At 59.5% G+C, this 23,750-nt stretch carries 20 protein-coding genes; 9 read left to right on the top strand and 11 right to left on the bottom strand.

Annotated features, from left to right (window positions below):
- Nucleotides 1-142 precede the first annotated feature (142 nt).
- Nucleotides 143-868 carry a DUF1223 domain-containing protein gene (locus tag DV711_RS18425; protein ID WP_114697219.1) on the top strand — a complete coding sequence of 242 codons (726 nt, stop codon included), beginning with the start codon at nt 143-145 and terminating at the stop codon, nt 866-868.
- A 51-nt stretch (nt 869-919) separates the two neighbouring features.
- Here DV711_RS18425 and DV711_RS18420 read toward each other — a convergent pair whose 3' ends face one another.
- The 7 genes from DV711_RS18420 to DV711_RS18390 all read right to left on the bottom strand — a co-directional run bounded on the left by DV711_RS18420 (nt 920) and on the right by DV711_RS18390 (nt 10,093).
- Complete coding sequence (locus tag DV711_RS18420; RefSeq protein ID WP_114697218.1) at nt 920-2,212, bottom strand: YfiM family lipoprotein; 1,293 nt, start codon at nt 2,210-2,212, stop codon at nt 920-922.
- A 113-nt stretch (nt 2,213-2,325) separates the two neighbouring features.
- Nucleotides 2,326-2,694, bottom strand: a complete 369-nt coding sequence (gene nirD, locus DV711_RS18415; RefSeq protein ID WP_114697217.1) for a nitrite reductase small subunit NirD — start codon at nt 2,692-2,694, stop codon at nt 2,326-2,328.
- Nucleotides 2,695-2,720: 26 nt separating this feature from the next.
- Nucleotides 2,721-5,210: a nitrite reductase large subunit NirB gene (gene nirB / locus DV711_RS18410; protein WP_114697216.1), complete on the bottom strand. Its 2,490-nt coding sequence runs from the start codon at nt 5,208-5,210 to the stop codon at nt 2,721-2,723.
- A 39-nt stretch (nt 5,211-5,249) separates the two neighbouring features.
- Complete coding sequence (locus tag DV711_RS18405) at nt 5,250-6,608, bottom strand: NAD(P)/FAD-dependent oxidoreductase (protein ID WP_243633885.1); 1,359 nt, start codon at nt 6,606-6,608, stop codon at nt 5,250-5,252.
- 26 nt (nt 6,609-6,634) lie between these two features.
- The gene (locus tag DV711_RS18400; RefSeq protein ID WP_114697215.1) at nt 6,635-7,504 is read right to left on the bottom strand and encodes an ABC transporter ATP-binding protein; all 870 of its coding nucleotides are present in this window, start codon (nt 7,502-7,504) and stop codon (nt 6,635-6,637) included.
- A 55-nt stretch (nt 7,505-7,559) separates the two neighbouring features.
- Nucleotides 7,560-8,546, bottom strand: a complete 987-nt coding sequence (locus DV711_RS18395; RefSeq protein WP_114697214.1) for an ABC transporter permease — start codon at nt 8,544-8,546, stop codon at nt 7,560-7,562.
- 179 nt (nt 8,547-8,725) lie between these two features.
- Nucleotides 8,726-10,093 (bottom strand): CmpA/NrtA family ABC transporter substrate-binding protein, encoded by a 1,368-nt coding sequence (locus DV711_RS18390; RefSeq protein WP_114697213.1) that lies wholly within the window; start codon nt 10,091-10,093, stop codon nt 8,726-8,728.
- Between the two features lie 524 nt (nt 10,094-10,617).
- Between DV711_RS18390 and DV711_RS18385 the strand changes: the two genes are divergently transcribed.
- Complete coding sequence (locus DV711_RS18385; protein WP_114697212.1) at nt 10,618-13,272, top strand: putative bifunctional diguanylate cyclase/phosphodiesterase; 2,655 nt, start codon at nt 10,618-10,620, stop codon at nt 13,270-13,272.
- Here DV711_RS18385 and DV711_RS18380 read toward each other — a convergent pair.
- Nucleotides 13,269-14,309: a CmpA/NrtA family ABC transporter substrate-binding protein gene (locus DV711_RS18380; RefSeq protein ID WP_114697211.1), complete on the bottom strand. Its 1,041-nt coding sequence runs from the start codon at nt 14,307-14,309 to the stop codon at nt 13,269-13,271. The genes DV711_RS18385 and DV711_RS18380 overlap by 4 nt on opposite strands.
- A gap of 42 nt (nt 14,310-14,351) precedes the next feature.
- Nucleotides 14,352-14,942: an ANTAR domain-containing response regulator gene (locus DV711_RS18375; RefSeq protein ID WP_114697210.1), complete on the bottom strand. Its 591-nt coding sequence runs from the start codon at nt 14,940-14,942 to the stop codon at nt 14,352-14,354.
- A gap of 302 nt (nt 14,943-15,244) precedes the next feature.
- Here DV711_RS18375 and DV711_RS18370 point away from each other — a divergent pair, with 302 nt between their 5' ends.
- The gene (locus tag DV711_RS18370; protein WP_114697338.1) at nt 15,245-17,890 is read left to right on the top strand and encodes a nitrate reductase; all 2,646 of its coding nucleotides are present in this window, start codon (nt 15,245-15,247) and stop codon (nt 17,888-17,890) included.
- A gap of 17 nt (nt 17,891-17,907) precedes the next feature.
- Here the strand turns inward: DV711_RS18370 and DV711_RS18365 are convergent, their stop codons facing one another.
- Nucleotides 17,908-18,453: a cytochrome b gene (locus DV711_RS18365; protein WP_114697209.1), complete on the bottom strand. Its 546-nt coding sequence runs from the start codon at nt 18,451-18,453 to the stop codon at nt 17,908-17,910.
- A gap of 212 nt (nt 18,454-18,665) precedes the next feature.
- Between DV711_RS18365 and DV711_RS18360 the strand changes: the two genes are divergently transcribed.
- Nucleotides 18,666-19,139: a DUF2489 domain-containing protein gene (locus tag DV711_RS18360; RefSeq protein ID WP_114697208.1), complete on the top strand. Its 474-nt coding sequence runs from the start codon at nt 18,666-18,668 to the stop codon at nt 19,137-19,139.
- Between the two features lie 17 nt (nt 19,140-19,156).
- Complete coding sequence (locus tag DV711_RS18355; protein WP_114697207.1) at nt 19,157-19,531, top strand: hypothetical protein; 375 nt, start codon at nt 19,157-19,159, stop codon at nt 19,529-19,531.
- On the opposite strand, the gene DV711_RS18350 is transcribed toward DV711_RS18355, so the two are convergent.
- The gene (locus DV711_RS18350) at nt 19,528-20,712 is read right to left on the bottom strand and encodes an adenylate/guanylate cyclase domain-containing protein (RefSeq protein WP_114697206.1); all 1,185 of its coding nucleotides are present in this window, start codon (nt 20,710-20,712) and stop codon (nt 19,528-19,530) included. The genes DV711_RS18355 and DV711_RS18350 overlap by 4 nt on opposite strands.
- A gap of 216 nt (nt 20,713-20,928) precedes the next feature.
- On the opposite strand from DV711_RS18350, the gene DV711_RS18345 reads away from it, so the two are divergent.
- The 4 genes from DV711_RS18345 to DV711_RS18330 all read left to right on the top strand — a co-directional run bounded on the left by DV711_RS18345 (nt 20,929) and on the right by DV711_RS18330 (nt 23,691).
- The gene (locus DV711_RS18345) at nt 20,929-21,567 is read left to right on the top strand and encodes a LysE family translocator (protein ID WP_114697205.1); all 639 of its coding nucleotides are present in this window, start codon (nt 20,929-20,931) and stop codon (nt 21,565-21,567) included.
- A 134-nt stretch (nt 21,568-21,701) separates the two neighbouring features.
- Complete coding sequence (locus tag DV711_RS18340; protein WP_114697204.1) at nt 21,702-22,361, top strand: peroxiredoxin; 660 nt, start codon at nt 21,702-21,704, stop codon at nt 22,359-22,361.
- Nucleotides 22,362-22,694: 333 nt separating this feature from the next.
- Nucleotides 22,695-23,039 carry a hypothetical protein gene (locus tag DV711_RS18335; RefSeq protein ID WP_114697203.1) on the top strand — a complete coding sequence of 115 codons (345 nt, stop codon included), beginning with the start codon at nt 22,695-22,697 and terminating at the stop codon, nt 23,037-23,039.
- A gap of 118 nt (nt 23,040-23,157) precedes the next feature.
- The gene (locus tag DV711_RS18330) at nt 23,158-23,691 is read left to right on the top strand and encodes a YcnI family copper-binding membrane protein (protein ID WP_114697202.1); all 534 of its coding nucleotides are present in this window, start codon (nt 23,158-23,160) and stop codon (nt 23,689-23,691) included.
- Nucleotides 23,692-23,750 lie beyond the last annotated feature (59 nt).

Here is a 23,750-nt window from a genome sequence, read left to right as displayed (position 1 = left end):
TAAATCAATCCGTATTCTGAAGGGAGGCGCCGAAGTATCACGAATTTGGTCTGGCTTTGGCAATCATTCATTGAGGGTTTGCGCTGTAACTTCTTCTTGGTTGCCGCGTCAGCATGATAGAGCCCGTCAGGAGGAGTTGGATGTGTTGTTATTTAGTAAAGACTGGTCGTTGCTGCTGGTTGCAGGACTATTGCTGATGCCGTTGAGTGCTGCAGCCCAGAGTTTTCAGCAGCAGGGAGAGCCGCCCCAACTGGTTGAGCTGTTCACCTCAGAAGGTTGCTCCAGCTGCCCGCCGGCGGATCAGCGCCTGTCGACGCTGATCGAGCATCCGCAGCTTTGGCGTCGCTTTGTGCCCGTTGCCTTTCATGTCGACTACTGGGATTACCTGGGCTGGCAGGACCCGTTCGCCGACGCGCGTTTCAGCCAGCGGCAGCGGGATAAGCGCTCAAGGGGTGAACTGCGTTCGGTCTATACCCCGGCGTTCGTGGTCGATGGCAAGGAGTGGCGGGGCTTCTTCCGTGGCGAGGACTGGCCGTTGCCGCCGCGTCGCGATGGCGGCCTGTTAACGGCAGAGCTGGACGGTGATCAGTTGCGGGTTCGCTTTGACAACTCGCAGGCCCCATCCAATCTCCGGGCTCAGGTGGCGCTGCTGGGGTTCGATCTGGGCAGCGATGTGTCCCGGGGGGAGAACCGGGGCCGACGGTTGGAGCATCAGTTTGTGGTTCTATCATTGCAACAGCAGCAAGGCCAGCGGGAGTGGCAGTTTCAGCTACCCAAGCTGGACGGTCAGCAGCAGGCACTGGCGGTCTGGATAACCGACGGTGAAGGCGGCCAGCCATTGCAGGTCCTAGGCGGTTGGATTGACTAGGCTGGATCGACTAAGGATCGACTAAAGGCTATTCCGCTGGGACAAGGGCCGCTATTGCTGCTGGCTATCCCGATAGAGGCGCAAGGCCAGCAGCCGCTGGTCGATCTGCTCGGTCATACGACGATAGGCTTCGCTGTTGATATCGCCGTAGCGCTGCTGAAATTCGGCTTCGGTGAGCCCTTCCGGCAGCCGGTCGATCGAGATCATCAAATCGGATTCGCGTAACGGCTGATCGAGCCGGGTCAACAGTTCGGCGGCTTGTTGAGGATCCCGGCTGACGCGCATTGCGAACAGGGTTCCGGCTCGATCTGCAGCCAGGTCGGCAAAGCTGAAACCGCTGCCGCCGGCCACGCTGTCGAGCAACTCCTTGAACTCACCAATGGCGTAACTGGAGCCGGCATCGGCCAGTACCTGAATCGCGGCCGAATAGACAAAGTGCTGACGCAGATCGATCCGGCCCCGCAGTAGAGTGCGGTAGTGGGGGCGTTGACGACGCTGCGGCTCGCTCAGAACCGGGCCGGTCAACTGCTCGAAACGGAAACTCCCCTGATAGAGCGACAGCGCCAGAATTGCCGAGCGGGCATGTAGGTGTTGCTCACCATCGGGCGCTTGCTGCTGCACGCTGCGCATCAGCGGCGCCAGGAAGTAGTTCAACGACACCCACTTGCGCGGCTCGAGGCCTTGGCCGAGCAGGAGTAGCTCATCGTAGTACTTGGCGACCCAGGCCGGTTCGAATCCCAGGTCATCATCAAAGCCGCGCAATCGCTCCAACAGTCGGCTCAGTTGGCGTTCCGGCTCGACGGGGGGCTGAATCCGTAGCTGCAGTTGATCATTCTGAATCTGCTCCAGCCGAGCCAGGTCCAGTAGTAGCTGTCCCTGTTGCTGGCCCAGTACCAGCTTTACCAATGACGGCAGTAATCGTTGGGTCCAGCTGTCGGGCAGTTGCAGTTGGCCCAGCTGCAGGTCGGTCAGTCGCAGCTGATTTGGTGATACCGGCAACTGCAGCTGCAACGATAGAAATTTCCCGAACGGGTTATCGGGCAACCGAACACTGGCGCTGACCCAGAGCCCGTCCGGAGTCGGGTTGAAGCGACTGTAGATAGGGTAGGCGCGGGCCAGCAGGCGGCTGAGACTCTGCAGTTCGGTATGGCTGACCTCGAGTCGATCCGGGTGTTGGCGCTGGATCAACCGGAGGGTGCGCTTGGCCAGCTGTTTGGCGTGGTACGCCTGCTTCGGCTCGGCGGCGGCAGGCGGCTCAACCCAGGGCTGGTCGTCGGTCAAACTGAACAGCAGCCAGCATAAACCGATCGCGCCGGCCAGTGCCAGCGCGCCCAGACTCAGCATCAGACGCAGCAGCAGTTTCAGAACTCTATCCCCGCTTCGGTTGCCGCCCGCGATCCCTGCGGGCGCTTAAAGCTAGGGTTATAAGCCTTTGGTTGGCCCCTTTCAATCCCGGATCATGCCGCGTTGACTTGAGGGCTGTCGCTGCCGATCTCAACCCGGTTGCCGCTGAGCCGGACCGGCCAGCATTTAAGCGTCAGTTCCGGCTGTTCCAGGCAGCTGCCGTCATCGAGTCGATAATGCTGTTTGTACAGCGGTGAGGCGACCACCGGCTGCTGCTCAAGGCTGCCGGTGATGCCGCGGGCGATCACGTTGGCGTTGGCAATCGGGTCGTGATTGCTCAGGGCAAAGACTTCGTTGCCGATGCCGGGCAGGTAGAACAGCGCGATCTGTTCACCGTCTAGCCAGGCGGCGATACCGGAGCCGGGTATCAGATCGTCTTTGTCGCAAAGGCTCAGCCATTCGAGTTCGGTTGGGTTACTCATCTTCAGTTCCTCTTGTTCTATCGCGTTCAGGCCGGGATCAATTGATCACGCACTTCGACCACCTGCAGGTCTGGATCTTCACGCTCGTCGTTGACGAACTGGCGGAAGCGCTTGAGTTTCTCCGGGTCGTTGATGGCGCTCTTCCATTCGCACTGGTAGGTGGCGACCACGTGTTCCATCTGTTGTTCGAGCTGCTGGCCTAGCCCCAGGCTGTCGTTGATCACCACATCCTGCAGATAGGCCAGTCCGCCCTCGAGGTTTTCCATCCATACCGAGGTGCGCTGCAGCCGGTCGCCGGTCTTGATGTAGAACATCAGCACCCGATCGATATATTGGATCAGGGTAGCGTCGTCGAGATCAGTGGCGAACAGGTCGGCGTGGCGGGGCTTCATGCCGCCATTGCCGCAGACATAGAGATTCCAGCCCTTGTCGGTGGCGATCACACCGATGTCCTTGCTTTGGGCTTCGGCGCATTCACGGGTGCAGCCGGACACGGCGAACTTGATCTTGTGGGGCGCACGCAGGCCCTTGTAGCGGTTCTCCAGTCGGATTGCCATGCCGACGCTATCCTGCACCCCATAACGGCACCAGGTGCTGCCAACGCAGGATTTCACCGTCCGCAGTGATTTGCCGTAGGCGTGACCGGTCTCAAAACCGGCATCGATCAGCTCGCCCCAGATCAGCGGCAGTTGATTCAGGGTGGCACCGAACAGATCGACCCGCTGACCGCCGGTGATCTTGGTGTAGAGCTGGTATTTGTCGGCCACCATTCCCAGCGCGATCAGCTGCTTGGGGGTGATCTCACCACCGGGTACCCGCGGTACCACCGAGTAGGTGCCGTTCTTCTGCATGTTGGCCATAAAGGTATCGTTGGTGTCCTGCAGGCCGACATGGGGCAGTTCGTGGATATGGTCGTTCCAGCAGGAGGCCAGAATCGAACCGACGGTGGGTTTGCAGATATCGCAGCCCAGCCCTTTACCGTAGCGCTTGAGCAGCTCGTCGAAGCTGGCAATACCCTCGACCCGTACCAGGTGGTACAGCTCCTCGCGCGAATAGGCGAAGTGCTCGCACAGGTCGTTGCTGATCTCGACGCCGCGCTGCTCCAGCTCGCTGTCGACCACGTTTTTCAGTAGTGCGGCACAGCCGCCGCAGCCGGTGCTGGCCGCAGTGACTTCCTTGACGTCGGCGACGGTCACGGCACCGGCATCGATCGCCTCGACGATCTGGCCCTTGGTGACATTGAGGCAGGAACAGATGGTGGCGGTTTCGGGCAGTGCATCGGCGCCCAGCGCCGGGGCCGCGCCTTCCATCGCCGGCAGGATCAGACTGTCGGGTTGCTCCGGCAGCTCCAGGCCGTTGAGGGCGTACTGCAGCAGGGTGTCGTAGTAGCTGTTGTCACCCACCAGCACTGCGCCCAGCAGCTGCTTGTTGTCCGGGCTGACCACCAGCTTGCGATAGGTGCCTTCGGCCTGGTTGCTGTACTTGTAGATCAGCGCCTCGGGGGTACGGCCATGGGCGTCGCCGATCGAGCCGACATCGACGCCGAGCAGTTTCAGCTTGGTGCTCATATCGGCGCCGGTAAAGCCGGCGGCTTCGTCGTTAAGGTAGGCCGCCAGGGTCTTGGCCATGGTGTAACCGGGGGCGACCAGACCAAAGATCTGGCCGTTCCAGAGCGCGCATTCGCCGATGGCGTAGATCGATTCGTCGCTGGTCCGGCACTGGCTGTCGATGACGATGCCGCCGCGCTCGCCCAGCTCCAGGCCGGACTCGCGCCCCAGCGCATCCTGGGGCCGGATACCGGCGGAGAACACGATCAGATCGGTCTCCAGCGCTTCGCCGTCGCTGAACTCCATCTTGTAGCGGCAGCTGTCGCCGGCGACGATCTGTTGGGTGGCCTTGGAGCAGTGCACCGTTACGCCCAGATCCTCGATCTTGCTTTTCAGCAGTTCACCGGCTTCTCCGTCGAGCTGGACGCCCATCAGCTGCGGCGCGAACTCGACCACATGGGCTTTGAGGCCGAGGGATTTGAGCGCGTTGGCCGCTTCCAGCCCCAGCAGACCGCCACCGACCACTACGCCAATCTTGGAGCGTGCGGCAGCATCGCGGATCGCATCCAGATCGTCGAGGGTGCGGTAGACCAACCCGGCTTCATTGTCGTTGCCCGGAATCGGCGGCACGAACGGGTAGGAACCGGTGGCCAGCACCAGGGTATCGTAATCGTAGCGGCCTTTGGGGGTGATCACCTGCTTGGCGTCACGGTCGATGCCGGTGACCTGTTCGTCGAGCTGCAAGGTGACGCCGTCTTGGTCGTAAAAGCCTGGCTTGGCCAGGCACAGGGCGTCGGCATCGCTGCCGTTGAAGTAGTCGGACAGGTGAACCCGGTCGTAGGCCACATGGGGTTCTTCACCGAACACTGTCAGCTGGTAATCGGCCGCGGCGTCGGAGGCCAGGAACTGTTCGACAAAGTGGTGCCCCACCATGCCATTGCCGATCACGATCATCTGTTGTTTGCTCATTGGGAACTCCGTTATTTCTGTAGTCGTTATCCTGTTGGCTCAGGCCGCATTACTGGCGGCGGGCTGGGCAGGTCGGGTGTCTGGATTGTCATCTGTATTGCATGAGGATTCGTGGATTGAAGGCTGCGCGGCTAGTGCCGATTCGGTTGCAGCAGCCAGCAGCTCGTCGCAGTAATCGGGGCCGAACAGCAACTGATCAAGGCAGAGGCCCAGGTCGGTGCCGCGCTGTTGCTGTTCGAAGTACCACTGACCCGTACTTACATCGCCGTACAGCACCGCGCCGATCAGGCGGTTGTCGCGCAGCAGCAGCTTGCGGTAGTCGTTCAGTTCCGGGTCCTGGTAGCACAGGGTTTCGATCGAACCGTCTGTTTCGACGGCGCCGTTGCTATCGGTGTTAATCCGGCCGCAGCTGAACAGCTCGATACCGCTGATCTTCAACTGGGTGGCGACCGGTACCTCCTCATAGCGGATCGACTCGCCGGCCAGATGCTTGGCTAGCACCTCGGCCTGACGCCAGATCGGCGCCACCAGGCCGTAGCAGTGGGATTCGAACTGACAGCATTCGCCCAGGGCGTAGATGCCGGGGCTGGAGGTATGCAGCTGGGCGTCGACCTGAATGGCCCGATCGCAGGCCAGTTCGGCCTCCCGCGCCAGTTGGGTGTTGGGGGTGATGCCGGTGGCGACCACCGCCAGCGCTGCCGGCAGTCGGCGACCGTCTTGCAGCTCGACCGCTTCGAGGGATTGTTGGCCGATAAAGGCGGCGGTGTTGGCACCGAGCTCGAACTTCAGACCGCGGGACTCGAGCTGTTGCTGCAGCAATGACGCGGCGTCCTGATCGAGCTGACGGTTAAGCAGGTATTGGCTGCGGTGCACCAGGGTCACATCCATACCGAGGCGGCGCAGCCCTTCGGCGGCTTCCAGCCCCAACAGACCGCCGCCGATCACCACCGCTGGTGTGTCTTTGCGGGCTAACTGCTGCAGTCGATCGACATCGACCAGGGTGCGAAAGCCCATCACCTGCGGCAGGGTTTCGCCCGCCACGCCCAGTCGTGATGGTTCGGAGCCGGTGGCCAGTACCAGCTTGTCGTAGTGATACGCTTGGCCGTCGGTATCGATCAGCCGACGTTGCTGTGGTTCGATCCGTTCGATCCGGCAGTCGCTGATCAGCTGAATACCCTGGTCGGCATACCAGTCCGGGCGATGGGTGATCAGCGCTTCGGTATCGATCTCGCGGCCGAGCAGCGGCGACAGCAGTACCCGGTTGTAGCTGCCACCCGGTTCGGCACCGAACACGGTGATCCGGTAGCGATCCGGACAGTGCTGCTGCAGCTCGCTCAGCAGGCGGCCGCCGGCCATGCCGTTACCGATAATGATCAGATGGGGTTTGTCGGTACTCACTGACTTGCTCCGTTATTGATCGGTGATCAGGCGCTTTCGCGAGCCGGTTCTTCGCTGTCGTCAGCGAGCTTTTCCTCGGGGTCAGCCTTGGGCCGATGCTGGTCCAGGTCCTCGACCTTGCGCTGCTTCTCGTACAGGAAGCTCAGCACCGCCTGGCGGTAGCTGTTGTAGGTCGGGTCGTCGGCCAGTTGAATCCGGTTGCGTGGGCGCTCCAGCTCGATATCCAGCACTTCGCCGATGGTGGCGGCCGGGCCGTTGGTCATCATCACGATCCGGTCCGACAGCAGTACCGCTTCGTCGACGTCGTGGGTGATCATGATTACGGTGTTGTTGAGCTCGTTCTGGATCTCCATCAGCGAGTCCTGCAAATGGGCGCGGGTCAGGGCGTCGAGGGCGCCGAACGGCTCGTCCATCAGCAGCACCTTGGGTTCCATCGCCAGCGCGCGGGCGATACCGACCCGCTGCTTCATACCGCCGGAGATCTCGTCCGGGCGCTTGTGCATGGCGTGCTCCATGTGCACCAGCTTGAGGTTGTGCTCGATCCAGTCGCGCATTTCGGTTTTGGATTTTTTGCCCTTGAACACCTGCTTGACCGCCAGCTCGACGTTCTCGTAGGCGCTCAGCCAGGGCAGCAGCGAGTGGTTCTGGAACACCACCGCCCGCTCCGGACCGGGCTCGTTGACCTCGCGGCCATCCAGCAGCACGCCGCCCTGGGTAGCCTGGTACAGGCCGGCGACGATGTTCAGTACGGTGGACTTACCGCAGCCGGAGTGGCCGATCAGCGATACGTATTCGCCCTTGGCGATCTTCAGGTTGACCCCGTCCAGGGCTTTGAACGGGCCGTTCGGGGTCGGGAATTCGATCGAAACCTGGCTGATATCTAGATGGGTTTGCATAGTCTTTCTCCTGTGCTCTTCGCTATCGAGGGAGTCACTGTTGTTTCGATCCGGATCAGCGCAATACGGCTGATTTATCCCATGACACTTTGCGCTGCAGCAGCAGCATGATGCGATCGAGCAGGAAGCCGATCAGGCCGATCACCAGCACCGCGACCATGATCCGGCCCAGCGAGTTGGAGCTGCCGTTCTGGAACTCGTCCCAGACGAATTTGCCCAGGCCCGGGTTCTGGGCCAGCATCTCGGCGGCGATCAGCACCATCCAGGCGATACCCAGCGACAGGCGCAGGCCGGTGAACATCATCGGGATCGCTGAGGGCAGTACGATCTTGACCACGTGGGTCAGGAACGGCAGGCGCAGCACCTGAGAGACGTTCTTCAGGTCCTGGCTGATGCCGGAGACGCCGACCGCGGTGTTGATCATGGTGGGCCACAGGCAGCACAGGCTGACGGTGATCATCGAGGTGACGAAGGACTTGGCGAACAGCGGGTCGTCGGTGACGTACAGGGCGCTGACCACCATGGTAACTAGTGGAAGCCAGGCCAGCGGCGAGACCGGCTTGAACAGCTGGATCAACGGATTGAGGGCGCTGTAGAGACCGCTGTTGAGGCCGATCAGGATGCCGACCGGGATCGCGATCAGCGAGGCGGCGACGAAACCGGCCATCACGGTGATCAGGCTGGTGCCGATCTGATCGATAAAGGTCGGCTTGCCGGTATAGGGGCGGATCTTGACCTTGGCGTCGGGATTCTTCTCCAGCTTCTTGGCGTTACGGGCCTCCTGGCGCTCGTAAAAGGCGACCTCTTTGTCACGCTCGGCGTTATGCTCGGCGATCAGGTTGACGCTCTGCTGGTAAACCTGGGTCGGCCCCGGGAACTGGCCCAGCGAGGTGTCGATGCTCTTGGCGCCGCTGGCCCAGATGAACAGGAAAATCAGCAGCCCGGCGGCCGGGATCGCCAGCGTCTTGAGCAGGTTGCCGATGGCTTCCGCACTGAGGTATTCGCTCAGTACGCTAGTGGTGGTTTGGGTAGCACGGCTCATGGTGTTCTCCATTAAATTGCTTGTCTCTGGCCGTTAGCCGATCGAGCAGCCTGTGGCCGCCCGGGTCGGTGCGCTTGTCCGGTTCGTTGTTATTGTTGTTCGGGTGTTAGGTGCTCCGTCCCTGGAGCGAGCAGAAAGGTCCGACTTTCTTCTGGACGCATGCTGTTCAAGGCATGAAATCAGATCTGTTGGTCGCCCTTCAGACCGATCTCAAACTTCTTCAGGTAGTCGTTCGGGGCTTTGCCGTCGTAGACCACGTTGTCGATAAAGTGAGTCTGCGGGGCGCGGAAGCCATCCTCGGTGCCGAAGTCAGGGAAGTCGCTGGCAGCCAGCTTGCCTTCCTCGATCAACTCGTTGGCGGCCTGCTCATAGATGTCCGGGCGGTAAACCTTCTTGGCGATATCCATGTACCAGCTGTCCGGCTTGGCCTCGGCGATCTGACCCCAGCGGCGCATCTGGGTCAGGTACCAGATCGCATCGGAGTAGTAGGGGTAGGTGGCGTTGTGACGGAAGAAGGTGTTGAAGTCCGGAACTTCGCGCTTGTCGCCCTTCTCGTACTCGAAGGTGCCGGTCATCGAGTTGGCGATCACGTCGTAGTCGGCACCGACATAGTTGGGCTGGGACAGGATCTCGACCGCCTCGGGACGGTTGGCGTTGTTGTTCTCATCCAGCCATTTGGCGGCGCGGATCATCGCCTTGACCACCCGGATATGGGTGTTGGGGTACTTGTCGGCCCAGGCTTTGGACACGCCGAACACTTTTTCGGGGTTGTTTTTCCAGATCTCGTAATCGGTCACTACCGGAACGCCGATGCCTTTGAATACCGCCTGCTGGTTCCAAGGCTCACCGACGCAGTAGCCATAGATGGTGCCGGCCTCCAGCGTTGAGGGCATTTGCGGCGGCGGAGTTACCGACAGCATCGCATCGGCGTCGATCTGGCCCGAGGTGTCGCCTTTATGGGGGGCGTAGTAACCGGGGTTGATACCGCCGGCGGCGAGCCAGTAACGCAGCTCGTAGTTATGGGTCGACACCGGGAACACCATGCCCATGTTGAAGGGCTTGCCTTCGTCCTTGTAGCTGTCGACCACCGGCTTGAGCGCGTCGGCCTTGATCGGGTGGACCAGCTTGCCGTCGTCACCCATGGGGATATTGGCTTTCATCTGATCCCAGATGTCATTGGAAACGGTGATGGCGTTGCCGTTCAGGTCCATGCTGAAGGCGGTGATGATGTGAGACTCGGTGCCGTAGCCGATGGTGGCTCCCAGCGGCTGGCCGGCCAGCATATGGGCGCCGTCCAGCTGACCATCGATAACCCGGTCCAGCAGCACCTTCCAGTTGGCCTGGGCTTCCAGGGTCACGTAAAGGCCTTCGTCCTCGAAGAACTGTTTCTCATAGGCCACTGCCAGCGGTGCCATATCGGTCAGCTTAATAAAGCCGAACTTAAGGTCTTCCTTCTCCGGTTCACCGATCTCGGCCACGACGGCCGTACTCAGAGTCATGCTCAGGGTGACCGAAGCGATGGCGGTGGTCAGCTTGGACAGTTTCATAACTAGCTCCTTGATGAAGTTCAAAATCTTCGGCACAACCGCTTGGTACTGGCTCAAATAAAAAGGCGCCGTGCCCGCAGGGAGTTCCCTGGGGTTGCGGCGCCTTTGCCTAAGAGGTCGGATTGTCGAACACAGCAGCGGGTGCAAGTGCCTTTGAAATTGTTAAAGCATTACTTGTGCCAGTTTTTATTAGTCTTTAAAAACAGCTTGTTATGGGTGGTTTTATTGAGTTATCTCACTTTGATGGCTCTGTTGCGATGCACAAGAGTTGTGTCGGTGCACTAGTTTGGGGCCCTACAAGCTAAACTTTAGTCACAATTGCCGTATGGGCTTTGTAAAGCGAATAATCCCTTGTTAGGATCAGGTCTTTCGCTAGGGAAGGCGTTCGGTGTTAAAGTCAAAAACCGTATTAGGATCAATACAAAAGCTAGAAGTATTGATCTGCGTTATGGTGTTTTCGAATAGATTCCCTAGAGTGTGTTGTCGCGGTGCAGTCCGGCCGTGACTCTGGGAGTTCAGAAGTGATGTCGAATGTCCTAAAACGCTATTTTTCCAACTGTTCAATTCGCGCCTTTATTCTGCGGATCTCATTACTGTTCTCGGTATTGGGGTTCCTGATCATCTATCTTGGGGCCAGTCAGGCCTACGATAGTGCCTTGCGTGACAGTAGTCGGGCGATTGCCGACAGCCGTGCCGAGTTGATCTTTGATGATCTCACGGCGGCGATGGACCGTGGCATCAGTCGAGCCGAAATGGCCAGCCTGCTGCAGCAGATCAATCAGGGTGACGGCAACAGCGCATTGCAGGTACGCCTGTTTCGAAGCGAGTTGATCGAACAGGATATTGGTTATAGCCAGGGGCCGGAACCGGATAGCTTTGTGTTGCGTAGCCTGTTGGCCGGTACGCGGCTGCATAGCTTTGAGCAGGATCAGGTCCGCTACAGTTACCCGCTAAAAGCCAGCCAACAGTGCATCCAGTGTCATCGACAGGTCAATGAAGGTGAGGTGCTCGGCGTCCTCGAGATTCGTCAGGATCTCGGTCCGATGCTGGCCGGTGCCCGCAGCGAGCTGCTGACCAACCTGCTGTGGCTGGCGCCGATCCCGCTGTTGTTGGCGATCTGGGTGGTGCGGTTACTCAACCGCCGGATCAACCGTTCGGTGGTGCTGCTGGAGCAGCGTATCGACCAGGTGCAATCTCTGTCTGATCTGTCGCAGCTGAAGTTCGATCGCTCCGAGTTGGGCTTTACCGACCTGCAGCGAATCTTCTCCAAATTTGAGCGCCTCACCGACAAGACCCGAGCGATCGCGGTTGATAAAGAACTGTTGGAGTTCGAGATCCGCTTGCTGGAGCGCTTTGTGATCACCTCCGAGGTGATCCAGGGCTGGCACTACCATGTCTGCGAACTGCTGCAGGAGATTAACCAGGTACTCAATGCCAGCAACCTGTTCAGCATCTTCAAGGTTGACGACGAAGTGCTGGGGTTGGAGATCTTCTGGCTGCAGCCACCGACCCCGCAGACCCGCGAGCGGTTGGAGCGGGAGATTCGTCAGAACCTGAGTCAATCCCCCCATTTCCATGAAGCCGCGTTGCTTGAGGTCAACCATCACGTGGCGAATGAGTCTGCCGAACCGGTCGAATTGGCGTTGGAAGATATTCGTTTCCAGACCAAGAGTTTGTTGCTGGAAACTCCCAAGCTGGGCGGTATCGTCGGGATCGGGGTGCACAGCGATGTGGTGGCCGACCAGACCCGGATGCTGGTAACCGAGAGCATCCTGTCGACGATGCTGAACGTGGTCGGCTCGGTCAAGGCGATCTACAAATACACCCGCGATATGGAGTATTACGCCACCCGCGATTCGCTGACCGACCTGTATAACCAGCGCATGTTCTGGGAACTGATGGACAACGAGATCTCGCGCTGTAAACGGGATCGTTCGAAGGTGGCGCTGTTGGTACTCGACCTCGACAACTTCAAGTCGATCAACGATGCCTATGGCAATGGCTTCGGCGATCAGTGCCTGCAGCAGGTGGCCCAAACCATCAAATCGGTGTTGCGCACCGAAGATATTCTGTCGCGCTATGCCGGCGACCGCTATACCGTGGTGTTGCCGGGCGATGATATGCAGCAGTCCCAACATGTTGCCAATCGAATCCTGGAGGCGGTCAATGAACTGGAGATGACAGCCTCCGGCGATCAGTCGGTTCGCAGCTCGGTGTCGATCGGCACCGCGGTTTATCCCGACCACGCCCATAATTCCCGTGATCTGTTGATGTTCGGTGAGAACATCATGCGCAAGGCCAAGCGTGAGGGTAAGAACCGCGCCTGCGTGCCCAGCAACGAAGATGTGCTGGAAACCTTCAAGGAGCTGAATCAGAAGAGTCGGATCATCCTGTCGGCGATCGAGAACAAGCAGATCACGCCTTTCTTCCAGCCGATCATGGGGCTGCAGGGCCGTAAGATCGAAGCGGTGGAGGTGTTGAGCCGGATTCGACTCGAGGATGGCGGGCTGATGGGCGCCCACGAATTTATCGAAGTCGCCGAGTCGATGGGGCTGATCCATAGCCTCGATCTGGTGGTGATCGAGCGGGCGTTGCAGCAGGTCCAGGATGAAGGGTTCCCGGGACTGGTATTTATCAACCTGTCGCCCAGCTCGCTGGTGATGTCGGAGTTCTTGCCGCAGATTCGCGAACTGACCCGCCAGACCGGTATCGATCCGGGCCGAATCGTATTTGAGATGACCGAGCGAGACACGGTCAAGAACCTGGCGCTGCTGGAGCGCTTTGTTAAGCACCTCAAGAGTGCCGGATTCAAGTTGGCGGTGGATGATTTCGGTTCCGGCTTCTCGTCATTCCACTACCTGAAGCACTTCCCGATCGATTATGTGAAGATCGAAGGGGAGTTTGTCTCCAACATGATCAACTCCGAACGCGATGCCAGTGTGGTCCGCTGTATTGCCCAGCTGGCCAAAGATCTGGGTGCCCGTACCGTGGCCGAGTTCATCGAGGATGATGCGGTGTTGCAGGCGGTTGGGGAGATCAATATCGACCTGGGCCAGGGCTACCATATCGGACGCCCCCAGAGCCGAATCTACGCTGACAGCAACCCGGCACTGACCGCGATGCTTCCTGAGTCGAAACACGCGGAAGCGACTTCCGGCACTGAGGTCGAACAGACTTAGGCCTGGGGCATCATCGCCCGGGTTGCCTGTTCAAACAGATCGATCCGGAACACCTGCGGCAGTAAGCGGCGGTTGGCGAGTTCCGCATCGGCGGCGCTGAGCTGACCGGCTGCCAGCATCTGTCGTACCAACCATTGTCCCTGCAACGGACTGGGAGCGTTCATCTGTGGGTCGAAGAACTGCTGGTGAAGCGGCGCCGAGCCCCAGTGATGCTGATAACCGGTTTCCAACAGCGGCAGCAGGCTGTGATCCAGATAAGGGGGCAGCGCCAATAACTCCAGCAAGGCCTGCTTATCGCGGCACTGACTGATCCAGTGACAAGCTTGATACAGGGCCCGGATCAGCGCCGCACAAGACTCCGGGTGCTGCTCTGCCCAGGCCTGGGTCACGGCGAACACCTTCTCCGGCACCTCCGGACACAGCTGCTGACCCGGCGCGACGATCAGGCCGTGGCCTTGCAGTACCGCCAGTGAATTCCAAGGTTCCCCGACGCAATAGCCATCGATCCGACGTTGTGCCAGCGCGGTGATCATCTGCGCCGGGGGAATGGCGCGCCAGTCGATCTCGGTATCCGGATTGATGCCGCTGCGGCTCAACCAGTCCCTGAGCAGATAGTGGTGGTTGGAGTAGGGGTAGACGGTCGCAAACACCGGCTTACGCCCGAGCTGCGATAGCTGCTGGCGTAGTGCCGAGCCCAACGCTGTAGGTGAGGTTTCTCCGTCGGCCTGTTCGTACAGCCGTTGGTAGAACGGCACCGAGCAGGTGATGGCGTTGCCGTTGCGACTCAGTGACATCAGGCTGCAGCTGGGTAGCGCAGGGCTGCCCAGCCCCAGGGTTGCGGCCAACGGCATCGGGGCCAGCATCTGGGCGCCGTCGAGCAGACCGTAGTTGAGCTTGTCGCGGATCGACGACCAGCTGGCTTCGCGGCTCAGCACCACGTTCAGCCCCTGTTCGCGAAACAAACCCTGCTCCCGTGCGACCACCAGCGGGGCGCAATCCAGCAGCGGTACGAATCCCAGTTTCAGTTGCTCGGCCATCTCGGCTCCTTGTCTATGGTCTCTTTCCGGTCTATCGCCGGGTTACGCCAGCGCTTCCAATACCTTGATCACGTCGGCGGCCACCACGCCGAGCTTCTGATTCCGGTCCATCGCCAGTTTGCGCAAGGTCCGGTACGCCTGATCCTCGTCACAGCTCTGGTGCTTCATCAGCAGCGCCTTGGCCCGGTCGATCTGTTTGCGGCCGGCCAGCTCGGTGCGGGTCTGCTCCAGCTCCCGTCGCAGGCTGTGGTAGGTCTCAAACTGGGCGATGGCGGAGTCGATGATCGGTCGAATCCGATCCGGTTTCAGACCATCGGCGATATAGGCACTGACTCCGGCCTGGATGGCGGCTTTGATGGTCTGGCTGTCGGATTCCGCTTCGGCGAAGAAGACCACCGGACGGGGGTGGTCCCGATGCACCGCCGACATGCTCTCCAGCGTGTCCCGGTCCGGGTTATCCATATCGATCAGGATGATATCCGGGCGAATTCGGTCGACGTGCCCGCTCAGACCTTCGGTGCTGCAAAGGTGTTCGATCACCCGATAGCCCTGGGTGCGCAACGTACCGATCAACGCTTCGGCGCGTTGAGGCTCGTCGTCGATCAGCAGTATGTCGAGGCTGGACTGGGTCATCGTGATCCTAAGGTCATAAGTCGATGTGGTTGTGATGTTGCCGATCGAATGTTGCAGATTTTGTGCCACGGCGATGTTTTGGTCAGAAATTGTTGCGTTGCAAAAGCTGGCACGGCCGTTGCTAAGTATTACTTGGGGAGCACCTTGTTGCCCTGGCTCTTCCCGGAGCCAACCACCTTTATGTAGGGAATCCGTCAGTGTCTCTGACCACCTGCGGATTCGAAGGGCAACGTTGCCCGACCGGTACCATGCCGGTCGGGCTTTTTTTTGCCTGTCAGGCAGCAGAATCAATGGAGAACCGTATGACGATGAAAACCACCTGTCCTTACTGCGGCGTGGGCTGCGGCCTGACTGTTGAAACCGATAAGGTCGGCGGATTGTCGCTGTCCGGTGACACCGAACACCCTGCCAACTTTGGACGCCTCTGTGTTAAAGGCAGCGCATTGGGACAGACCCTGGGTGAAGCCGGGCGGTTGCACTACCCCCAGGTGGATGGCCAGCGGCAGTCGTGGCAACAGGCACTGGATCAGGTCTCAGAACGACTGCAACGCACAATTTTGGAGCACGGACCGGACTCGGTGGCCTTCTATCTGTCCGGCCAGTTGCTGACCGAAGATTATTATGTGGCCAACAAACTGATGAAGGGGTTTATCGGCAGTGCCAATGTCGATACTAACTCCCGTCTGTGCATGTCGTCGGCCGTGGCGGGCTACAAGCGTGCCCTCGGCGCCGATGCGGTGCCCTGCAACTATGAAGATATTGAGCTGGCCGATCTGGTGGTGCTGGTCGGTTCCAACGCGGCCTGGAATCACCCGGTGCTGTTCCAGCGTCTGAGCCGGGCCAAGGCCAACCGACCCGAAATGAAGGTGGTGGTGATCGATCCGCGACGCACCGCCACCAGTGAACTGGCCGATCTACAGCTGTCATTGCGACCGGGCAGTGATATCAGCCTGTTTAACGGCCTATTCGATTATCTGGTCGAGCAGGGTGAGATCGACAGTGATTTTGTGCAGCAGCATACCGAGGGATTTGAGGCGGCCTGGGCCCAGGTCCGCAATCAGGCACGGCAGAACCGTGCCGAGTCCGACTGCGATCTGGATAGCGCCGAGCTGAAGCAGTTCTATCAGTGGTTTGCCGACTCTCCGAAGACGGTGACGCTGTTCTCCCAGGGGGTGAACCAATCCTCCCACGGGGTCGACAACGCCAATGCCATCATCAATTGCCACCTGCTGACCGGTCGAATCGGTAAGCCCGGTGCCGGGCCGTTTTCGATTACCGGCCAACCCAACGCCATGGGCGGGCGTGAGGTCGGCGGTCTGGCCAACCAGTTGGCGGCCCATATGGGCTTTGACCGGGCCGACCAGATCAACACGGTGGCGCGGTTCTGGAAAGCCCCCAACATCGCCACCCAACCCGGCTTGATGGCAGTGCCGCTGATCGAAGCGATCGAGCGGGGCCAGGTCAAAGCGATCTGGATCATGGGCACCAACCCGGTGGTCAGCCTGCCGGACTCGGACCGGGTGGCACGGGCGCTGGCCGGTTGCGAAACCGTGATCGTGTCGGACTGCGTAGCCGATACCGACACCAGCCGTACCGCCGATATTCTGCTGCCGGCGCTGGGCTGGAGCGAAAAGGACGGCACCGTGACCAACTCCGAGCGGCGTATCTCGCGCCAGCGGGGATTACTGCCCCCCTGCGGGGAGGCCAAGCCGGACTGGTGGATTCTATCGCAGGTGGCCCAGCGGCTCGGGTACGGAAAGGCCTTCGCTTACCAGAGCCCGGTGGAGATCTTCCGCGAACACGCGGCGCTGTCGGGATTTGAAAACCGGGGCGAGCGGATCTTCGATATCAGCGCACTGGCCCAGCTCGATCAACAGCAGTACGACGCGCTGCAGCCGATCCAGTGGCCGGTGACCGCCGCTTGCCCCGAAGGGACGCCGAGACTGTTCGCCGATGGCCGTTTTGTGACGCCCAATGGTAAGGCACGGATGCTGGCGGTCAGCCCATCCAAACCCAAGCAACAGCCCGACAAGCAGCACCCCTGGATCATCAACAGCGGCCGGATCCGCGATCAATGGCACACCATGACCCGTACCGCGCTGGCGGCGCCGTTATTTCAGCACCGCCAGGAACCCTTTATCGAGATCCATCCGGATGATGCCAAGCAGCAGCAACTGGCCGAGGGGGCGCTGGCACGATTGCACAATGCCCAGGGGCGTTTTGTCGGTCGGCTGCGTTTCGATGAGGGGCTGCGGCGCGGCAATCTGTTTGTGCCGATGCACTGGAACCAGCAGTTCTGCAGCCAGGGGCGCAGTGGTGCGTTGATGGCGCCGGTGACCGACCCGCTCAGCGGCCAGCCCGAATCCAAGCACGGGGTGGCGGCGTTGCAGCCGTTTGAGCAGCGCTGGCAGGCCTGCCTGTTTGTGCGTGAGCCGCTGGAGACTGAACCTGAAGTCGATTACTGGGCCAGAACGCCACTGGTCCACAGCCAACTGTATCGGCTAGCCGGTGAGCAGGCGATGGCGGATTGGCCTCGCTGGTGCCGGCAAGCCATGGGGCAACCGACGCTGTGGCTGGCCGATGCTCAGCAGGGCCAGTTTCGTGCCGCTGGCATTCAGCAGGGGCAGTTGCAATGGTTGTTGCTGGTGATCGATTCGGAGCAGAGGATCGACCCGGATTGGGTTGATCAGATGTTTGCGTTGGCCAGTCTGGACCGGCAGCAGCGCCGCCGTCTGCTCAGTGGGCGCGATTGTCAGGCCGAGCCCAAGGGGGCGGTGGTGTGCAGCTGCTTTCAGGTGGGTCAGCGGCAGATCGAGGCGGCTGTCTCGGCCGGGGCCGATTCGGTTGAGCAGCTGGGGCACGAGCTTCGGTGCGGGACCAACTGCGGCTCCTGCGTACCGGAGCTGCAACAGCTACTGGAGGTTGGGGCGTTAAGCCGCTCGGCCTAGACGCCCTTGTCGATGGACTAACCCCGGCGCGGCACGAAGATCCGCTTCAGGGTGTCGTTGCGGGCCACGAAGTGGTGCTTCAGGGCAGCGACCACATGCAGCAGCACCAGAGCCACGATCAGCATCCAGGCGGTGTGATGGATCTGGCTGAACAGTCCGGCCAGGGTTTCGCTTTCGCCGACCAGTATCGGCATTTCAAACAGGTTGAACACCTGAACCGGGTAGCCCTTGGCCTGGGACATCAATGCGCCGCTCAACGGTTGGATCAACAGCAGCCCGTAAAGGGCACCGCTGACCATGGCCGAGATCCGGTTCATCTTGGCATTATCGCCCAGCGGGGTCGGCTTCGGGTTGGCGGCGCGCCAGCCCAGCCGGGCCAGAATCAACAACATGAAAATAGTCCCCATGCTCTTGTGATTGCCGATCTGGGCCAGCTTCTCCGGCCCCTTGGGCATATCCTCGAACGACAGGCCCTTTAAGGTCAGCAGGATCAACAGGGCGAAGCTGAGCCAGTGGAAAGTGATGGCGACCCAGCCGTAGCCGGACTTGGTATTACGCAGCATGAGGGATCTCCGAGAAAATTTGCCGCCATCTTAATTAAGAAGTTGCTAATTTAGAAGTGGGCAGGGCGTAAAAAATGGTAAAGCGGCGGTAGCCGATCTACCGGCTGGAGCGGCAGCTTGAATCAGGCGGTGTTGGAGTTTTTTTGCAATCGCTGTGTCATAACTAGGAAGCACGCGGCTACAATAGGCGCTGATTTTTGGGGAGTGACGTGATGGCGCAGAATATGTTTTTGACCCTGGTATTTATCGGCCTTTGCCTGGTAGTGGGGTTACTGCTGTTGATCCGCTGGCAGCTGAAAACTCAGCGTAAAGCGCAAGAAGCCCACGAGAAGCTGGTGCAGGAAGCCAAGGCCAAGGCTCAGGAGCAGCGCGATTATCTGATCGAAAGTGTCAAGGTGATCTCGCTGGCGATCATCGACGAGCAGTGCGAGCTGGCCGAAGGCTGCATCCGGTTGAAGAAACTGCTCGATCACCTGGCGCCGCAACTGCATCGTCACGAAGACTTCAGCATCATCAATGAGATGTTCAACGCCACCAGTCATATGCCGATTCTGGATGAGTGGAAAAAGCTCAAGCTCAAGCAACGCTTCGAGCTGACCCAGGAGCGTGAGGCGCTGGAGCAGCAACACCACGACGCCATTCTTGAGGCGGCCCGCAAACTGGCGGATTACCGCTTCCAACAGTGAAAACCGGCGCCTGAACCATGGAGATCCTGATCACCTTCCTGTTCAGTCTGGTGGTGATCGGGCTATTGGCCTGGGTGGTGTCGCGCAGTCCGCGCAGTCGCTATCGCCCCAATCGCAAAGAGGTCGTCAAACTGCTGCAGGCGGTCATCGACGGCAGTGCCCGCCAGTCCCAGTGGGATCTGTTTATCGGCTATCCGCTTTATCATGATCCGGAGCTGGAACAGATCCGGCTACGCTGCGTGGCGCTGACCCAGGGCGATCCGGATACCGAACCGATGGCCTCCGGCCTGGGCAGTTACCTGTTCGATCGTGCCGGTCGCGAGCAGATTGAGCAGGTGCTTAAGCAACTTAACCAGCTGATCGCCGACGAACCCTACCGGCGAGACTTTTAATCCGCGGATTCTACCTTTCCGACGCCGGTATCCCGCAGCCCCACGACCTCGTAAGCGCTCACTTCCTGGCTGAACCCTTTCAGCCGAAACTCCCGCGCGGGCGCGACCTCGACCTGCTGCTCGACCTCGAGGTAGCTGTTGTGGTCCATCAGAATCTGCCCGCTGGCGGCCTCATCGCAGAGTCTGGAGGCGAGGTTTACGCAGCTGCCGTTGGCGGTGTAATCGTAGCGATCCTCAAAGCCGACCGTACCCAGGGTGGCGTAACCGCTGGCGATACCGACGCCAAGACCCAGGTTGTAGCCGCGCTTGTGCCAGTCGACATTGAGCTGATCGAAGCTGCTGCGGATCTCGAGCGCCAGCTTGAGGGCCGACAACACCGGTTGTTGGCAGGGCAGCGGGTCGTTGAAGAACACCACCAGACCATCACCGGCCCGGTGATCGATGGTGGCCTGATGCTGGCTGATCAGTCGGCCGATATGCTCGTGGTAGCGCTGCAGCACCTCGATCGATTCTTCCGGCTCGATCCGCTCCGAGCAGGAGGTAAAGCCGCGGATATCGCAGAACAGGGTGGCAATATAACCGCGATGGCTGTTGAGCAGGGGTTCCTTGCCTTGGGTGACGATCAGGTCGACCACTTCGGGGGCCAGAAAACGCTTCAGCCGGGTCAGCCGGCCAATCTCGTTGACCTGCTCGGTAACACGCTGTTCCAACGACTGGTTGATCGTTTCCAGCTCCCGCGCCTGGGCCGCAACCTGGCGCCTCAACGTGAGCAGGCGTGCGTTCTGATTCAGCAGTGCTGCGACGATCAGCAGTATGTAACCGAGAATCAGTATCCTGACGTCATAGTAGAGATAGAGCGTCAGGACGATCACCAGCAGGCCGCAAACGCCAACGACCAATGGGTATTGTCTGCTGCTCTGGGCCCGGTCTCGGGATAATCCGATCACCGTCACCAGGCCAAACACCCACATCAATACTGCCTGAAAGTGGGGGTTAATGGCTGGGTTATCGGGGTAAAGGGCAGTGGTAATACCAAACAGCGGTGCCACCAGTGAGGCAATAATCTGAGCGTAGCAGGCCAGCAGTGACAGGGCTGCGCCGGCATAGGCGAGCAGGCCGAACGGCAACAGCTTGGAGGCGGTGCCGTGGCTTGAGCGGTAATCGGCAGTGGTGTTGGCCATGTTGATCGCCCCTTGCGGCGGCCACCGTGTCAGATCGTGCGCGCCGAAGGTGATTATCCATCACGTGAAACCGTTACCCTTCAATGTAGCCCAGAACCCGTGTTACGCCTCCTCGACGGGCGTACCACGAGCTGGTGCCGAAACCGCCGGTTCGGGTTACTATGGTCTGTTCGCAACCCCGTTATCACCTGCCCGCATAAACCTGAGGAGATCTTGATGAGCCTGGAAGTCTGGCTTTCGTTTATGGCCGCCGCACTGCTGCTCTGTCTGACCCCCGGTCCAACCACAATTTTTGTGATGGGGCAGTCGCTGCATCAGGGCAATCGGGCGGTGTTGCCGCTGATGCTGGGCACCATGAGCGCCGATCTGTTGGTGATGACGCTGTCGTTTATCGGTGTCGGCGCAATTCTGGCCGCCTCCGCTGAGCTGTTTACGTTGTTGAAGCTGGTGGGGGCCCTGTATCTGGTTTATCTGGGCATCAAGGCCTGGCGTTCACCGGTCAAACCGATGCAGCTGGAGATGGATTCCCCGGTTGGCGAGACCGATAACAGTCCCGGCTGGGGGGCGCTGTACCGGCGCGCGTTTCTGATCACCGCACTGAACCCGAAAGGCATCCTGTTCTTTATGGCGTTCTTTCCGCTGTTTCTCAGCCCCGAGTCGGCGGCTTTGCCGCAGATGCTGATTCTGATGATGAGCTTCGAACTGGTGTCGGTCTTCACCGTCTGCTGTTACGGCTTCGGTGCCGGTTACTTGCGCTCCAAAGCCCGTTCGGAGCGCTTCCAACGGCGCTTCAATCGCCTTAGCGGCTCGGCCCTGATCGGCGCCGGCGCCCTGACCGCATCGCTGCAACGCTAGCGTTTTTCGAGATCACAAGCGGCCATCGCTGGCACCTTAATGGTGCAGCTCCTCTGCGCTCGACTACCCTTAGAAAGCCAAGTTGGTCGTCTGGCAGCGAACTTTACTGGGGGGGATTAACGAGGAGAAAAACGATGGCTTTACGAATCAATGATCAGGCGCCTAACTTTCAGGCGGATACGACCCAGGGACGGATCGACTTTCATGAGTGGATTGGCGATGGCTGGGCTGTGTTGTTTTCCCACCCTAAGGATTTCACGCCGGTATGCACCACCGAGCTGGGTTATATGGCCAAGATCCAGCCGGAATTTGAAAAGCGTAATACCAAGATCATCGGCCTGAGTATCGACCCGCTGGATGACCATGTCGCCTGGCTCAAGGATGTCGAAGAGGTGGGTAACTGCACGGTGAGCTACCCGGTGATTGCCGATACCGACCTGAGTATCGCCAAGCTCTACAATATGTTTCCGGCCGATGAAGCGGGCACCGCAGAAGGGCGTACCGCACTGACCAACGCGACGGTTCGTTCGGTCTTCGTGGTCGGGCCGGATAAGAACATTAAGCTGATGATCACCTATCCGATGACCACCGGGCGTAACTTCGATGAGATCCTGCGAGTGATCGATTCGATGCAGCTTACCGCCAAGCATAAGGTGGCCACTCCGGTGAACTGGCAGCACGGAGAAGATGTGATCATCGTGCCGGCGGTCAGCAATGAGGAGGCCGAGACGATGTTCCCGGATGGCTGGGATACCGTCAAACCTTACCTGCGCAAGGTGAAGCAGCCGGGATGATTCGACCGTAATTTCACCCAATCAAGTGGGAGCTTCGGCTCCCATTTTTCTTTTTTCAGTCATAGCATCAAGAGCTTGTTGTTAATAAGCTTATCTTAATTAAGTGTTTTCTAAGATGTTGATCTGTAATGAAAAATAGAGAGTGATGTTGCTTTATTCGCTATAACTGAACCCTCCGCATTGATACAATCCCTAACCAATTGATCTGCCGAATCGGACGTCTTAACTACCACATTGGCAGCGGTCTATCGGGCGAATTCAACCAAACGGATTCAACAGCGAATGAGTCACAGGGTCTGGAACACAGGGCTAAAACGGCGGGTCAGCTGGTTTTTGGCTATCCTGCTTTTCGCCCAGTATGCCCTGATCGGCAATGCCCACTCCGCCGCTAATCTGATCGTCGCCGATGAGGCGGGTCGTTACGTCCTTGTCTGTACAACGGAGGGGCTGAAAAAGGTCTCCGTGACCGAAGATCCGCAAGGCAGTTCGTCCTCCGTCGAGGCCTTGAAACAGTGCAGCACCTGTACCCTGAGCAGCATGCTCGGTGCGGTGATCCATTCCGAGCCACTTCAAGACTTTCAACCTTCCGAGCTTTCGTTCTTAGCTACCGATTACGGTAGCCACATCCGTGCATTTCGGTCGCTCAGCACCCCAATTCGTGCACCGCCGACCGCCTAATCTCAACAAACACGCTGAATGATTGCCGGCGGCTCGCCTGATTGACGCCTAGCTGCCGGCCTGCTCGTTGCCCTTTGCCGGCAACGAAACCTTGTTGATTTTTGTAAGGACGAATTTGATGAAATCGTTAACCCCTATCGCTTTGATTTTGGCTTCAACCCTGGCTGGTAGCTACTCGATGACAGCTTCCGCCCATGCTTCGCTGGAGGTTCAGGAAGCCGCTGTCGGCAGCCACTACAAGGCGGTAATGCGCATCGGCCATGGCTGCGAAGGTAGCGCCACCCACACCGTAAGAATTCAGCTACCGACCGAGCTGCGCAAGGCCAAGCCGATGCCTAAGGCCGGTTGGACCCTGGAAACAGTCAAGCAAAAACTGGACGAGCCCTACGACTACTACGGCACCAGCATCACCGAAGATGTTCGTGAGATCGTCTGGAGCGGCGGCAACCTGCTAGATAGTCAGTACGACGAGTTTGTGTTCCGCGCCAAGCTGGCGGGTGAGCCGGGTCAGACTCTGCATCTGAAAACGATTCAGGAGTGTGACAAGGGTGAAAACCGCTGGGTCGAAATTCCGAAGGAAGGGCAGGACAGCCATGACCTGAAAGGTCCGGCGCCGGGTCTGAAATTGACCGAAGCCCATCATCACCACTAAGGGATGAACCGGCACTAAACCGGTGGGGGAGGTGGCTCCTCCACCGACTAACAGTCTCC

This window comes from Motiliproteus coralliicola, assembly GCF_003345655.1.
Lineage (GTDB): Bacteria > Pseudomonadota > Gammaproteobacteria > Pseudomonadales > Balneatricaceae > Motiliproteus > Motiliproteus coralliicola.
This window is presented reverse-complemented; position numbering and strand designations above follow the sequence as displayed.